Source organism: Bradyrhizobium cytisi (assembly GCF_008123515.1).
Classification (GTDB): domain Bacteria; phylum Pseudomonadota; class Alphaproteobacteria; order Rhizobiales; family Xanthobacteraceae; genus Bradyrhizobium; species Bradyrhizobium cytisi.
On the sequence record NZ_VSSR01000047.1, the window covers coordinates 75,328 to 88,785 of the forward strand.

The following is a 13,458-nucleotide window of genomic DNA, read 5'->3' on the forward strand; positions in this document are numbered from 1 at the left end:
GGCCTGGACAAACGGTGGATGCGATGACTGATCAGAAGGCTCAGAACGAATTGCGGGTTGCCATCGCAGGCCTGGGCTCGATCGGCAGCAAGATTGCAGCTGCGCTTGATCAGGGCATTGAGGGGCTGACGCTCTCTGCCGTGGCGGTACGCGATCCCGCGAAACACCAGAGCTTCCTGAGCAGCCTGCGCCGTCCGCCGCAGGTTTTGCCGATCGACCAGCTCGGCGACGCCGCCGACATCGTGGTCGAATGCGCGCCGAGCAGCCAGCTGCGCTCCATCGTCGAGCCGGCGGTGACGCGCGGCAGGTCCGCGGTCGTGGTCAGCGTTGGCGGATTGCTCGATAATTTTGATCTCGTCGATATCGCCCGCTCCAATGGCGGCCGCATCCTCGTCCCGACCGGTGCGCTGATCGGGCTCGATGCGGTCAACGCAGCTGCGGTCGGCACCGTTCATTCGGTGAAGATGGTTACGCGCAAGCCGATCGACGGGCTGAAGGGCGCACCGTTCATCGTTCAGAACAAGATCGATCTCGACAATCTGCGCGAGCCGCTAAAACTGTTCGAGGGCAGCGCGCGCGACGCGGCGAAGGGCTTCCCGGCGAACGTCAATGTCGCCGTTGCGCTGTCGCTGGCGGGTATCGGCCCCGATCGCACCCGGATGCAGGTTTGGGCCGACCCCACCGTGACGCGCAATGTTCACCGCATCGAGGTCGAAGCGGATTCGGCGCGGTTCTCGATGGGCATCGAGAACATCCCATCCGAAAATCCCAAGACCGGGATGATCACCGCGCTGTCCGTGATCGCGCTGCTGCGCAAGCAGCGCGCCACGCTTTGCGTCGGGACGTAACTCTCTAAGCGCCGGTGACGCGCCAGATCACGTTGCCGACGTCATCGGCCATCAGCAGCGACTTCTTGTCGGGGCCGATCGCGACGCCAACCGGGCGGCCGTAGGATTCCTTCTCGTCCGGGGACAGGAAGCCTGACAGGATGTCGCGACCGGGGCCGGAGGGTTTGCCGTTCTCGAACGGGATGAACACCAGCTTGTAGCCGGACAGCGTGCTGCGATTCCACGAGCCGTGCTGGCCGATCACCATGCCATCGGGGAAGCCCGGCAGGGTGCCGGCAGGCATCCAGCACAGGCCGAGCGAAGCGGTGTGGCCACCGAGCGCGTAGTCCGGTTGAAGCGCCTTGGCGACCATCGCTGCATCCTGCGGCACGCGGTCGTCCACCGTCTTGCCCCAGTAGCAATAGGGCCAGCCGTAGAAGCCGCCGTCGCGCACCGAGGTCAGGTAGTCCGGCGGCGTCTCGTCGCCGAGCCCGTCGCGCTCGTTGACGACGGTCCAGAGCACGTTCGTGTTCGGCTCCCACGCGAGTCCAACCGGGTTGCGCAGTCCCGCACCAAAAATGCGATGCGTGCCGGCGGCGAGATCGAGCTCGTAGACCGCCGCGCGGCCTTCCTCGACCTCCATGCCCATCTCGGCGATGTTGCTGAGCGAGCCGACGCCGGCGTAGAGCTTCTTGCCGTCGGGGCTGGCGAGCAGGCTGCGCGTCCAGTGGCCGCTCGGCTTGAAGGTGGTGAGCCGCTTGCCCGGCGCGGTGATGCGATCGGCATTGGCGACGTAAGGAAAGGCCATCACGCCGTCGGTGTTGCCGACATAGAAGGTGTCGCCGACCAGCGCCATGCCGAACGGCTGGCTGAGGTTCTCCATGAAGGCGCCGCGATATTCAGCGACGCCGTCGCCGTCCTTGTCGCGCAGGAGCGTGATGCGGTTGGCGGACTCGCCGAGCGCCGCGGCGCGCCGCATCGTCGCCTGCATCGCGTAGTGGAACACCGACCTCGGGGCGCCCGCGATCTGCGTCGCTTCCGCGATCAGCACGTCGCCATTGGGCAGCACCTCGATCCAGCGTGGATGGTCGAGCCCGGTCGCAAACGCATTGACCTTGAGCCCGGGTGCGACCGTCGGCTTCTGGCCCTCGCTCCAGCCGCGGGCGGTCGGCATCTTCAGCGTCGGCAGCGCGCCTTGCGGCTTCGCTTCGGGAATCGCCGGCGCTTGGCCCCAGGCCGGCGCGGGTGTGGTGCCCGACAGCTTTCGCCATTGCAGCGCGATGCCGCCCACGAACGCGACGAACTGCGCAAAGATGCTGGAAAATGTCATGAAAATCCCCTGTCGAACCCTGCGGCGCTGTCCAATGCGGATCGCCCAAAGCCCCGCGCGGGCCAGGACCTGATCTCTGCCTGATCGTCGAACTCTCCAGATCGACGATGAACTGTCGCCGTGCCGTTTTGCGCGCGCATCCAACTGGGTCGCGGTCAAAAGGTCAACCGCGGCGGAACTCCGCGGAGGTCTATTCCCGTGGAATGGCTGCTGATCGAATTTGCATGGGCGAGGGGACTAGCGGCGGACCTGCAGCTCCAGCCGTCGCGGCGCGCGGAAACGATCGAGGTGACGGATGTTCGGCGCGAGCGCGGCCTCCTTGGAGAGGAGGTGATAGACGCGCGCGACCGTGCGCTGCTTCAGCTTCGGCCGTCCGGGCGGCAACGCCCGCGCCTTGCGGACGGCCGCAATCGCGTGCGCGCGAAAATAATCGTAGGTGTCCGACATGGCTCGATGCTCTGCGGTGCATGCGTCGAGGCGTAAACGGACGAATGAAGGGGCGGTTCCCGTCAGCGCGTCGAACTGTGCGCTGTGCCCCGGACGCAGCGTAGCGCGCCTTCCGCGGTGCGCTGCTGAGCCGGGGCCCATCTTACGACGGCCATCTGGGTCCCGGCTCTGCGTCGCAACGCCAAGAGCGTTGCAACGCGTCCGGGACACGAGACTAAACTTCAGCGCGGCGAGAGGAAGGGGATGATCATCGGGACGCGACGGCAATAGGCGCCGTAGGCATCTTCGCCGAGCTCCTTCGACAAAAACACCTCTTCCATCCGGCCCTTCTGCCACATGCCGAGTGAGATCAGGATTGCGCCGAGGATCGTCGTCACTGTACCGATCGCTATGCCGGTGACGAGCATGCCGAAGATCAGCCCGGTGTAGATCGGGTGCCGCACGATGCCGTACGGGCCGGTGTCGATGACGCGGTGGTCTTCCTTGTGGGTGATGGTGTTGGACCAAAACTTTCCAAGATGCAGCCGCCCCCACCAGGCGAAGGCGATGCCGGCGACCGAGAGAACCGCGGCGATGGAGATGCCCGTGTTGCTGAGCACCCAGAGCGGCTTCCAGCCCATGACTTCCGCAATCCATGGCGTGTACAGGATGCCGCCGACCAGGATCGGCAGACGATAGCGCTGCGACTCCAGCGTCATGACCTGCTTCTTGGTGCGGCCCTGCCAGAACGAGGCGCCCACCCAGCTGGCGAGAAAGGCGAGCCAGATCAGGGCCAGGAGTTCGGTCGGCCAGGTCGTGGTCCAGCCGCCCCAGGCGACAGAGAGAAGCTTGCTGAAATCGAAGGACATGCGGAAAGGTTCTTTGGGTTGGGGAGCAGATCAGCTCGCGCGCGACGACAGTGCGTGATGCTCGATGGCATTGGACGCGGCCTGGCCGCCGCGGGCGAGCAGATGGGTGATGGTTTCGCGCAGCACCGGCTCGATCGGGCGCGGCGCATAGCCGAGCTCGTTACGGGCCTTGCCAATTGAAAGGTCGCTCGCGGCAAGCGCAATGCGCACGCCCTCGGCGGTACCGTTGGGCGGACGGCGCGTGATGCGGTCGGAGATCGATTCCAGCATGATGGCGGAGAGCTCGGCGATCTTGCCGGGAACGACCACCGGATATTGCCGCCGTCCGCTCATCGCTGACATCATCCGCAGGATCTGGCCGAGCCTGACGCAATCGCCGCCGAGGATGTAGCGCTGGCCGGTGCGGCCGCGCTCCATCGTCAGCACCAGGCCCATGGCGACGTCGCGAACGTCGACGAGGTTGACCAGGAAGTCGAGATGCGGCTGCACCTTCTTCTGCAGGAAGTACCACAGCATTGCGGTGGGCGGCGTCAGATTGTGGTCGGCGGGACCGATCGGCATGGTCGGCGTGCCGATCACGAGCGGGAAGCCCCTGGATGCGGCCTTCGCCGCGTGGTGCTCGGCGAGCGACTTCGAGCGCGTGTAGGCGCCGGGCATCGCGTCGGCCGGCTGCAGCGCCTCCTCGGCGGCAACGCCGTCGAGGTTCGCATAAGGAAACAGGATCGATTCCGTCGAGCAGTGCAGGAAGCGCGACACACCGCGCTTCATCGCAGCCGCAAGCACGACCTCGGTGCCGCGGAAATTGACGTCATGAAAATCCCGCTTGTTGGCGACCCACATGCCGGGCAGGCCGGCGAGGTGATAGACTTGGTCTATCCCGGAAAGCGCAGCATCGACCGCGGCGCCGTCCAGCACCGAGCCGTGCAGATATTCAACGTCCGCGTTCGCGGCGGCCGGCGGCCGCACATCGAGAACACGTACCCGCTGCCCACGGTCGCGGAGCGCTTCGACGAGATGCTGTCCGATGAAACCGCTGCCACCGGTAACCAGTACGAGAGTCATGAAGTAGGTTTTGCTGTTCCGCTTCGAGAAAGCTATCGGGTTGAAAGGGAGTTGCTCGGAAGAGGCGCGAGAATCGCGGCAAGGTCGCGACGAAAACCCAGTGCAATGTAAAATTTTGCCATCACGAACATCGGTCCAAGCAGAAAATGCGTGGGGTGGTCGACCATCGACGGCTGCCGCTCCTCGAACACCCTGTGGCCGACGATCTGCGATGCGACGCCGAGCACGATCAGCACCGCAAAAATCGACCACATCATGGCAAGCGAGACCTGATTGCCGATCGCGGTTGCGACCGAAAGCAGCACGATCATCGACACGAGGATGCCGAGCCCGACCCCGGCGTCCAGCATCAGCCAGTAGACCAGCACCGGCAGGGCCAAAATCACCGCCAGGCTGACCTCGAACCCGAACACGGAGAAATGGACCAGCGTCAGCGGCAGCGTCGCGCCGGTGAAGAGCAGGAGAATGCCGACCACATGCATCGCGCAATTCCAGGGATCGCGATGGTATTCGACATAATCGGCCAGTTGGCGTTGAAAATGGCCAGCCATCTTGGTCTCATACGGCACGGGGGCGGGGAAGGGCGAAGACTGCCTATAGCACCTGATAGGGCAGTGCACAAACTGGCGCTATTGTCGCGCAGGACCGCGCTGTCGCGCTGTGAGACAGGTCACAAATCAGCCAAGACTTCAACGGGTTCCGCCAGGCGCGAAGGCCGCGCGCTCAATGCTTCCTGGCGGGCTTTTTCGCCGCAGGCGCAGGCCCCGCTGCCGGATGCGCAGGCGCCTCTTCGGGCACTTTGGCAAAGGTCAGGATTTGCAACTGGCCGTTGACCGCCGAGGTCGGCTTGGCGCGGTCGAGGAGCTGCTCCTCGCCGAGGCCGATCGGCTGCAGCCGCTTGGTCGAAATCTTGAACGTGTTGACCAGTACATCGCGGATCGCATCCGCCCGGCGCTGGCTCAGGATCGCGTTGGCTTCCCGCGTCTTCTGATTGGACTCGACATGGCCGGCGATCAGGAACGTGTAGGGCAGCAGCGAGGCGTGAACCATTGCGTCGGCGATCCGGCCGACGGTCTGGTAGGAGTCCGGCTGGATGATCGGCGTGTCGGCGTCGAACTGGATCTGGGCGTTGAAGGCGGGCAGCTTGGCCAGATCGGGCGCGATCAGCGGCCGGTTCACCGGACCCGGATCGTTCTTGATCCTGGCCTTGGCTCGCTCCATCACCTGCCGCTTCAGCGCGGGAAGGTCGAGCTCGGGGGCCTCCTCGAAATGATTGAGCTTGCCGACGATGTCGTCACGGGTCGGCGCCGTCTGTGCGCCTGCTGCGCCCGCGAGCAGAGCGAGGCCCAATGCGAAACCGAGTCCGGCGGTGATGTGCCCGGCTGCGCGCATCATCGGTACCCCGCGTCGTCGACGGCCTTCAGGCAGTTGTTGCTGATGCCCTTGGGCGTCGAGATCAGGCAGGGGACCGACTTGCTGGTCTCCTTGGTCGAGCCGCCGCAGACCTTGACGATCTCGCGCTGGCAGGCGTTCGCGACCGTGACACGGGCGGCGACGCGCTTCTGGATGGCGTCGAACGCGGTGAGGTAGTCGCTCTGGCACTGCTGGGAGAGCACGTCCCGGTTGCGGGACAGGCACTCCTTCAGCCGGGTGGAATCCGGATTGACGCCGCGGCAATTGGCGACGATTTCCGCACCGCAGCTTTTTGCCAGCAGGCCGATCGAATCGCCAAAGCTCATGGTCTCCGCCGTCGCAAGCGACGGCATCCCCAATGCAAGCACGATCAGTGTGATGGAGCCCCGGACCATGGTTGCATCTGATACGGGGAAGTTCGCCATGGTCAAGGGGCGTTCGCCCGGGAATTGTCGAGAGTCCGGCCAATGCGGCGAACAGTCCTCACTCGGCAGCGTGAGCGCGGCTAGGCAACTCTATCAGGGCGACCATGTAGTTCCTGAGGTCCTCGGCAACCTCTGGATCGGCCTTAAGTTCGGTCAACGTCCTCGGCGAGGGAAGCTGGCGGCCGTCCCCGATCAGCTCCTGCGCGTAGAGCTCAAGCGCTTCCGGTGCATTCTCCAAGGCTTCGTCGATGTCGTCGCCGCCAGAAATGCAGCCGGGTAGGTCTGGAAACCACACGCCGACGGCGTGGTCCGGGCCTGCGTCCTCAATGATGGCAATGTAGTGAGCCATATCGACCTCAATCGGGCTTCCAGCCCGCCATAAATGGCACGGACCAAGCCCTTTCCCAAGTCCTTCTCGGGATGCGGAACGACGATCGTTTCGCCCGAAGCGGGACTTTTGAACACGTGATGCGACCTGGTCACACGCACGAGTTTCCAGCCCTCTCGCTCCAGACGACGAATAATGTCGCGGCTTGCGGTCAGCATGACTTTCTCCCCAAGGAATCATCTGACCGGAACACTAAAACGTAGCCGCCGGGGTTAAATGCGGGCGACGCGGGTGTACTCACGCCCGCTGCACAAAGCTGTCCACGACCTTCTTCTCGCCGGCCTTGTCGAAGGCGATGGTGAGCTTGTTGCCGTCGATCCTGGTGACGCGGCCGTAGCCGAACTTCTGGTGGAAGACACGGTCGGAGAGCGAAAACTCGGATGTCGTGCCGGTCGATTTGGCGACCAGCTCGCCCTCGATCGTCAGCGGCCCGCGGCGGCGCGAGGAGAAGCTGCCGAAATCAGGGCCGGATGATGAAGAGGACGAGAAATTCGAGGCCTCTTCCTCGAAGCCGCCGCGTCCGCCGCCGCCATTGCGGCTGCCGCCTTTGTTGCGGTTGGCCTGGGCGCGCTGCCAGCCCGGCGTCGAATAGGTCGAGCCGAACGCCTCCATGTCGTCGAAGCGCGAGGCGCCGTAGCCGCCGGTGCCGCCCCAGGCTGAACCGCCCTTGGACTCCGTGATCTCGACATTGGCCGCCGGCAATTCGTCGAGGAAGCGCGACGGGATCGTGGTCGACCAGGTGCCATGGATCCGGCGGTTGGTCGCAAAATAGATTTTCGCGCGCCGCCTCGCGCGGGTGAGGCCGACATGGCCGAGCCGGCGCTCTTCCTCAAGGCCGGCGCGGCCCTGTTCGTCGAGCGTGCGCTGGCTCGGGAACAGGCCTTCCTCCCAGCCGGGCAGGAACACGTTGTCGAATTCGAGACCCTTGGCCGAATGCAGCGTCATCAGCGACACCGCGTCCTCATCGGCGCCGCTGTCGCGGTCCATCACCAGTGAGATGTGCTCCAAAAACCCTTGCAGGTTCTCGAACTCCTCCATCGAGCGCACCAGCTCTTTGAGGTTCTCCAGCCGGCCTGCGGCGTCCGCCGAACGGTCCTTCTGCCACATCTCGGTGTAGCCACTCTCGTCGAGCACGATCTGGGCGAGATCCGTGTGGGCGGTGACCTCGCGCTGGGCGCGCCAGCGGTCGAACTGGGCGACGACGTCGCGCAGACTGCCGCGCGCCTTCGGCTTCAGCTCGTCGGTCTCGACCACGGCCCGCGCCGCCTCGAACAGCGGAATGCGGCGCTTGCGGGCGTGGTCGTGCAGCATCTGCACGGTGGCATCGCCAAGCCCGCGCTTGGGCACGTTGACGATGCGCTCGAAGGCGAGATCGTCGGCCGGCGAGTTGATGACGCGCAAATAAGCCAGCGCATCGCGGATTTCGGCGCGCTCGTAGAAGCGTGGGCCGCCGATGACGCGATAGGGCAGGCCGAGCGTGACAAAACGGTCTTCGAATTCGCGCATCTGGTAGGACGCGCGCACGAGAATGGCGATCTCGTTGAGCTTCTCGCCCTGGCGCTGAATCTGCTCGATCTCCTCGCCGATACCGCGGGCTTCCTCTTCCGAGTCCCACGAGCCGGTCACCGTGACCTTCTCGCCGTCCTGGTCCTCGGTGCGCAGCGTCTTGCCGAGCCGGCCTTCGTTATGCGCGATCAGGTGCGAGGCGGCCGCGAGGATGTGGCCGGTCGAGCGGTAGTTGCGCTCGAGACGGATGACTTTTGCGCCGGGAAAATCGTGGTCGAAGCGCAGGATGTTGTCGACCTCGGCGCCGCGCCAGCCATAGATCGACTGATCGTCGTCGCCGACGCAGCAGATGTTTTTTGTGGGGCCCACCGCCGTCATTCCGGGATGCGCCGAAGGCGCAGACCCGGAATCTCGAGCTGAGGACTCATCTCCGGATTCCGGGTTCGGCTCTTCGAGCCGCCCCGGAATGACAGTCGGCGAGGCTGGCTTCGCCGGCGCCTGCGACAGCAGCCGCAGCCACAGATACTGCGCGACGTTGGTGTCCTGATATTCGTCCACCAGGATGTATTTGAAGCGCTGCTGGTACTGCCGGAGAATATCCGGGTGCTCGCGGAAGATGCGGATGTCTTCGAGCAGCAGGTCGCCGAAATCGGCGGCGTTCAGGATCTTCAGCCGCTCCTGGTAGCTCGCATAGAGCTTGCCGCCCTTGCCATTGGCGAAGACGGCGGCCTCGCCTGCCGGCACCTGTGACGGCGTCAGGCCGCGGTTCTTCCAGCCGTCGATCAGCCCGGCCAGCATGCGCGCCGGCCAGCGCTTGTCGTCGATATTGTCGGCCTGCAGGAGCTGCTTCAGCAGCCGCACCTGGTCGTCGGTGTCGAGCACGGTGAAGTTCGACTTGAGCTGTGCCAGCTCTGCATGGGTCCGCAGGATGCGGCCGCCGATGGAGTGGAAGGTGCCGAGCCACGGCATGCCTTCGACGGCCTGCCCGAGCATCTGGCCGAGCCGGTGCTTCATCTCGCGCGCGGCCTTGTTGGTGAAGGTCACTGACAGGATCTCGGAGGGGCGGGCGCGGCCCTGGCTCAGGATGTGGGCGATGCGGGTGGTCAGCACGCGCGTCTTGCCGGTGCCGGCGCCGGCCAGCACCAGAACCGGGCCATCCAGTGTCTCCACGGCGTCGCGCTGCTCGGGATTGAGCCCGGTCAGGTATTTCGGACCCACGGAGGCGCGCGCACGCGCGGCGATGCCGCCGGCTGCGGGCTGATGGTCGGGGACGCCTGTGATCTTGCTCGGCTCGGTCATGCGAATCATTGGCCCCACGATGGCACCGCGGGGTCGCGGAAGGGAGCCTTCATAACAGGGATTGCTGCCTATATGGGGCGGCCGGAACGGGTTTTCCACGTGCGCGGCAGGCCAATTTGTTCCTGACGCCGGCGCGAATTTCGCTCCTGCACGAGCCGGAACCATCGTTTCCGCGTCGAGATTGTCTCGTCAGGTGGCGCGGCCAGCCGCGCCGAACGCAGACAGACATCAAGACGAGGGTTTGACCATGCTTGGCTGGGTTGTGACGTTTCTGATTATCGCACTGATCGCCGGGATCCTGGGCTTCGGCGGCATCGCCGGCGCTTCGGTCGAGATCGCCAAGGTCATCTTCTTCATCGCGGTCATTCTGTTCCTGGTTTCGGCCGTGTTCGGCGTTGCCCGCCGCCGCACCAGGATATAGCGCGCCTACCGCTTCGAGGGCATCGCCACGTTCCGGCCGATGCCCTCGGGCCGCGGCACGGCACTGTGGGCCTTGGCGATTTCCGCGATGCGTTGCTGGATGTCGGGCGGAAACGACGCCACGCGCCGCGCATTCATGTCCATGTGCAGCGACATGTTCTCTGATGTCGCCGACAGCCAGCCTTCGGTGGCGTGCCGCATCTCCTCGAAGGTGTGCAGCCGCTTGTCATCGGCTTCGAGCAGCCACACGAAGATCTGCACGGGATCGCCGAGGTGAATTTCGCGCAAGTACCGCACATGGCATTCGGCGGTGAAGGTCGAGCCGTGGCGCTCCTTCTTGTAGGCGGGCCCTATCCCGAGCTCGAGCCAGAGTTCGTCGATCGCCCGGTCGAACATCACGTTGTAATAGGCCATGTTGAGATGACCGTTATAGTCGATCCATTGCGGCTCGATCTGCATGATCGAGCTGCGGAACGGCTTAGGCGTAGGGGCGGTGGCGGCACTCTCCGGCATGTCTCATTCCCTGGCTATGCGTCCGGTCGCTTGACTTGACCGGTGAGATGTCCTTTGCCACGGTTTCCTGTGTCGGGAGGAGTGTCCGTGGGTACGACCATCACCAATAATCCGCCGCGGCCGGCGCCGAAAGCCCTCGCAAGCGCGCTGGAGCAGCTTGCCGCACGCTTCGGCAACCGCCTCATCACCTCGCAGGCCGTCCGCGAGCAGCACGGCCATACCACCACATGGATCGTCAACCAGCCGCCGGACGGCGTGGTGATGGCGCAGGAGACCGCCGACATCCAGGACGTGGTGCGGATCTGCGCCAGCAACGGCGTGCCCGTGATTGCCTTCGGCACCGGCACCTCGCTCGAGGGCCAGGTCAACGCGCCCGCCGGCGGCATCTCGATCGATTTGCGCGACATGAACAAGGTGCTCGCGGTGCATGCCGAGGATCTCGACTGCGTGATCCAGCCCGGCGTCACCCGCAAGGCGCTCAACGAGCATCTGCGCGACCAGGGCCTGTTCTTCCCGATCGATCCCGGCGCGGACGCCTCGCTCGGCGGCATGGCCTCGACGCGCGCCTCCGGCACCAATGCGGTGCGCTACGGCACCATGCGCGACAGCGTGCTGGCGCTGAAGGTCGTGCGCGGCGACGGCGAGATCATCACCACAGGCACGCGCGCCAAGAAATCATCCGCCGGCTACGACCTGACGCATCTGTTCGTCGGCGCCGAAGGCACCCTCGGCATCATCTCCGAACTGACCATTCGGCTGCGCGGAATTCCCGAGACGATCGCGGCGGCCGCAGTGTCGTTCGAGACCGTGCATGGGGCGTGTCAGGCCGTGATCATGGCGATCCAGACCGGAATTCCCGTGGCGCGCATCGAGCTGCTCAACGCCGCGCAGGTGAAGGCCTGCAATGCGTATTCGAAGCTGACGCTGCCGGAGACGCCGCTGCTGCTGATGGAATTTCACGGCAGCGAGATCGAGGTCGATGCGCAGTCGAAGGCGTTCGGCGAGATCGCCAGGGATTGCGGCGGCGGCGATTTCTCCTGGACCACCAAGCCGGAGGATCGCACAAAACTGTGGCAGGCGCGGCACGATGCCTATTGGTCCGTCAAGGCGCTGCGGCCCGGCGACAGCATCGGCGTGGTCGCAACCGACGTCTGCGTGCCGATCTCGCGGCTTGCTGATTGCGTCAGCGAGACCGAGGAAGATCTCGAGCGGCTCAACCTGTTGTCGCCGATCGTCGGCCATGTCGGCGACGGTAATTTCCACTGCTCGCTGGTGTGTGACACCAACGACGCGGCCGAGATGGCGCGCGGCGAGGAGTTCATGCATCGCCTGGTCGAGCGTGCGCAGGCGATGGACGGAACCTGCACCGGCGAGCACGGCATCGGCCAGGGCAAGCAAAAATACCTCAAGGCCGAGCTGGGCCCAGAGGCGCTGGATGCGATGCGTGCGCTGAAAAAGGCACTCGATCCGCAAAACATCTTCAACCCCGGCAAGATCGTGCCGGAGGCGTAGCGCACGGCGCTGCATCGCGGTCGCGGAACTTTCGCCCACCACGCCGGTTCCAATTCCCGTCAACTTCCGATGCCTTAATGGCGCGGCTCTGCGGGAGGATGCGATGTTGCGACCGGTCATTGGAATTGCCGTGATGGCGCTTGCCTGCATGCTGGCAGGCGCGGCTCTGGGAAAGGGCGGCGGCGGACATGGCGGTGGGCACGGAGGCGGTCATGGTGGTGGCCATGGCGGTGGCCATCATGGTGGCGGCCATTTTGGCGGTCATGGCTTCGGACACGGGCATGGCGGCAGCGGGCATCATGGCGGGGTGCGGTTCGCAACCGGAGCTCGACATGGTGGTCCGAACTTCGGTCGGATCCGCAATGCGGGCGTCCGTCCTGCGCATTTCCGCAATGCCTTCAACGCGCACTCCAGCGCGTTCCGCAACGGCCGACTGATCAGCAATCCGGCGGCGCGGGCCCAGATCGCAGCCGCGGCCGCACTTGCCGGCTGGCATGGCGCAAGCAGCGGATGGTGGCAACATGCGGGGGGCGGCTATGGCTGGGTCGGACCGTTGTTCTGGCCGTTCGCCTATAACGATCTCTACGACTACACGATCTGGGGCGACGGTCTCGGCTTCTGGGGCTACGGCTACCCGGACATCTATGCCGGCATCTTCGGGCCCTATGGCTATGACGGCCTGTCGGCCTATCTGCCGCAGCGTCCGCAGGGACGACGGCAAGCGCGAGGCGTTGCGCTCGATCAGCTTTGCGGCAGCGACCGCCGCGAAATCGTCGGCCTGCCGATCGACCAGATCGCAGCCGCGGTGCAGCCGACGGAGACGCAAGGTGCAAGCCTCGACGAGCTCGGCAATGCCTCGATCCAGGCGGCGGGGATGATCCGGGCGTCCTGTCCGGCGCAGGTTGCGGCGACGGCGCCCGGTCGGCTGGCGGCGATGCAACAGCGTATCGAGGCGATGGCGAAAGCCGTCGATCTCGTTCAGCCCGCACTGGATAAATTCTATGGCTCGCTCACGGACGAGCAGAAGGCGCGCTTCAATGCGCTGGCCGAAGATCAGCGTCGCGCCACGGCTTCCGGCAATACCAATGGATCGCTGGTCCAGAATTGCGGGGCGTCTGCTGCGCTCGATTGGCCCGGCGCCGACATCGAGGCGAGGCTCCATCCCAACGACACCCAGCGCGCTGCGCTACAGGTGCTGCAGGATACCAGCGGCAAGGTCAGCGCATCGCTCAAGGCGGCCTGCCAGCCCAACGATGTGATGACGCCGCCGGCGCGCATGGCCGCGGTCCGCAAGCGGCTCGACGTAATGGTCGATGGCGTCAAGTCGGTTCGCGCGGCGCTGGAGGATTTTTACGCCACGCTGAACGACGAGCAGAAAGCGCAATTCGAGGCGATCGGGCCACGTCGGACGTCCTGAATGCGCCGCAAGCCAAGGAGTATGACGGAAAAAACCGCCTCGCCGATCTCG

At 65.1% G+C, this 13,458-nt stretch carries 14 protein-coding genes and 1 pseudogene; 4 read left to right on the top strand and 11 right to left on the bottom strand.

Features of this window, described 5'->3' with window-relative positions; all coding sequences use genetic code 11:
• Positions 1-23: 23 nt before the first annotated feature.
• On the top strand, positions 24-848 hold the full coding sequence (locus tag FXB38_RS27825; protein WP_148754122.1) for an aspartate dehydrogenase: 825 nt from the start codon (positions 24-26) through the stop codon (positions 846-848).
• A gap of 4 nt (positions 849-852) precedes the next feature.
• Here FXB38_RS27825 and FXB38_RS27830 read toward each other — a convergent pair whose 3' ends face one another.
• From FXB38_RS27830 to FXB38_RS27870, 10 genes and pseudogenes are all read right to left on the bottom strand, one after another.
• A complete protein-coding gene (locus FXB38_RS27830) occupies positions 853-2,157 on the bottom strand; it encodes a PQQ-dependent sugar dehydrogenase (RefSeq protein ID WP_148754123.1) in 1,305 nt (434 codons plus the stop codon).
• Between the two features lie 237 nt (positions 2,158-2,394).
• Complete coding sequence (locus tag FXB38_RS27835; protein WP_148754124.1) at positions 2,395-2,604, bottom strand: hypothetical protein; 210 nt, start codon at positions 2,602-2,604, stop codon at positions 2,395-2,397.
• A gap of 221 nt (positions 2,605-2,825) precedes the next feature.
• Positions 2,826-3,452: a methyltransferase family protein gene (locus FXB38_RS27840; RefSeq protein ID WP_148754125.1), complete on the bottom strand. Its 627-nt coding sequence runs from the start codon at positions 3,450-3,452 to the stop codon at positions 2,826-2,828.
• Positions 3,453-3,482: 30 nt separating this feature from the next.
• A complete protein-coding gene (locus FXB38_RS27845; protein ID WP_148754126.1) occupies positions 3,483-4,514 on the bottom strand; it encodes an NAD-dependent epimerase/dehydratase family protein in 1,032 nt (343 codons plus the stop codon).
• Between the two features lie 32 nt (positions 4,515-4,546).
• Positions 4,547-5,065, bottom strand: coding sequence for an Mpo1 family 2-hydroxy fatty acid dioxygenase (locus FXB38_RS27850; RefSeq protein ID WP_148754127.1), 519 nt, complete (start codon positions 5,063-5,065; stop codon positions 4,547-4,549).
• Positions 5,066-5,237: 172 nt separating this feature from the next.
• The gene (locus tag FXB38_RS43060) at positions 5,238-5,906 is read right to left on the bottom strand and encodes an OmpA family protein (protein ID WP_187435200.1); all 669 of its coding nucleotides are present in this window, start codon (positions 5,904-5,906) and stop codon (positions 5,238-5,240) included.
• The gene (locus FXB38_RS43065; protein ID WP_187435187.1) at positions 5,906-6,322 is read right to left on the bottom strand and encodes a hypothetical protein; all 417 of its coding nucleotides are present in this window, start codon (positions 6,320-6,322) and stop codon (positions 5,906-5,908) included. Before FXB38_RS43065 ends, FXB38_RS43060 begins: the two co-directional genes overlap by 1 nt.
• Before the next feature lie 88 nt (positions 6,323-6,410).
• Entirely contained in the window at positions 6,411-6,701 is a 291-nt protein-coding gene (locus FXB38_RS27860) for a type II toxin-antitoxin system HicB family antitoxin (protein WP_148754129.1), read from the bottom strand.
• Positions 6,702-6,793: 92 nt separating this feature from the next.
• Positions 6,794-6,898, bottom strand: a pseudogene (locus tag FXB38_RS44665) (type II toxin-antitoxin system HicA family toxin); the annotation flags it as partial.
• Positions 6,899-6,977: 79 nt separating this feature from the next.
• On the bottom strand, positions 6,978-9,554 hold the full coding sequence (locus FXB38_RS27870) for an ATP-dependent helicase (protein WP_148754130.1): 2,577 nt from the start codon (positions 9,552-9,554) through the stop codon (positions 6,978-6,980).
• Positions 9,555-9,792: 238 nt separating this feature from the next.
• On the opposite strand from FXB38_RS27870, the gene FXB38_RS27875 reads away from it, so the two are divergent.
• Positions 9,793-9,966, top strand: a complete 174-nt coding sequence (locus FXB38_RS27875; protein ID WP_148754131.1) for a DUF1328 domain-containing protein — start codon at positions 9,793-9,795, stop codon at positions 9,964-9,966.
• 5 nt (positions 9,967-9,971) lie between these two features.
• On the opposite strand, the gene FXB38_RS27880 is transcribed toward FXB38_RS27875, so the two are convergent.
• On the bottom strand, positions 9,972-10,478 hold the full coding sequence (locus tag FXB38_RS27880) for a thioesterase family protein (protein ID WP_148754132.1): 507 nt from the start codon (positions 10,476-10,478) through the stop codon (positions 9,972-9,974).
• Positions 10,479-10,565: 87 nt separating this feature from the next.
• On the opposite strand from FXB38_RS27880, the gene FXB38_RS27885 reads away from it, so the two are divergent.
• Together FXB38_RS27885 and FXB38_RS27890 are read left to right on the top strand one after the other, a co-directional pair.
• Entirely contained in the window at positions 10,566-11,990 is a 1,425-nt protein-coding gene (locus FXB38_RS27885) for an FAD-binding oxidoreductase (protein ID WP_148754133.1), read from the top strand.
• Positions 11,991-12,093: 103 nt separating this feature from the next.
• The gene (locus FXB38_RS27890) at positions 12,094-13,407 is read left to right on the top strand and encodes a Spy/CpxP family protein refolding chaperone (protein ID WP_148754134.1); all 1,314 of its coding nucleotides are present in this window, start codon (positions 12,094-12,096) and stop codon (positions 13,405-13,407) included.
• Positions 13,408-13,458: the final 51 nt, after the last annotated feature.

What these genes read in the sequence shown, in the direction of transcription:
- FXB38_RS27825 (WP_148754122.1), top strand. Translation starts at nt 24, where the DNA reads ATGACTGATCAGAAGGCTCAGAACGAATTGCGGGTTGCCATCGCAGGC.
- FXB38_RS27830 (WP_148754123.1), bottom strand. Translation starts at nt 2,157, where the DNA reads ATGACATTTTCCAGCATCTTTGCGCAGTTCGTCGCGTTCGTGGGCGGC.
- FXB38_RS27835 (WP_148754124.1), bottom strand. Translation starts at nt 2,604, where the DNA reads ATGTCGGACACCTACGATTATTTTCGCGCGCACGCGATTGCGGCCGTC.
- FXB38_RS27840 (WP_148754125.1), bottom strand. Translation starts at nt 3,452, where the DNA reads ATGTCCTTCGATTTCAGCAAGCTTCTCTCTGTCGCCTGGGGCGGCTGG.
- FXB38_RS27845 (WP_148754126.1), bottom strand. Translation starts at nt 4,514, where the DNA reads ATGACTCTCGTACTGGTTACCGGTGGCAGCGGTTTCATCGGACAGCAT.
- FXB38_RS27850 (WP_148754127.1), bottom strand. Translation starts at nt 5,065, where the DNA reads ATGGCTGGCCATTTTCAACGCCAACTGGCCGATTATGTCGAATACCAT.
- FXB38_RS43060 (WP_187435200.1), bottom strand. Translation starts at nt 5,906, where the DNA reads ATGCGCGCAGCCGGGCACATCACCGCCGGACTCGGTTTCGCATTGGGC.
- FXB38_RS43065 (WP_187435187.1), bottom strand. Translation starts at nt 6,322, where the DNA reads ATGGTCCGGGGCTCCATCACACTGATCGTGCTTGCATTGGGGATGCCG.
- FXB38_RS27860 (WP_148754129.1), bottom strand. Translation starts at nt 6,701, where the DNA reads ATGGCTCACTACATTGCCATCATTGAGGACGCAGGCCCGGACCACGCC.
- FXB38_RS27870 (WP_148754130.1), bottom strand. Translation starts at nt 9,554, where the DNA reads ATGATTCGCATGACCGAGCCGAGCAAGATCACAGGCGTCCCCGACCAT.
- FXB38_RS27875 (WP_148754131.1), top strand. Translation starts at nt 9,793, where the DNA reads ATGCTTGGCTGGGTTGTGACGTTTCTGATTATCGCACTGATCGCCGGG.
- FXB38_RS27880 (WP_148754132.1), bottom strand. Translation starts at nt 10,478, where the DNA reads ATGCCGGAGAGTGCCGCCACCGCCCCTACGCCTAAGCCGTTCCGCAGC.
- FXB38_RS27890 (WP_148754134.1), top strand. Translation starts at nt 12,094, where the DNA reads ATGTTGCGACCGGTCATTGGAATTGCCGTGATGGCGCTTGCCTGCATG.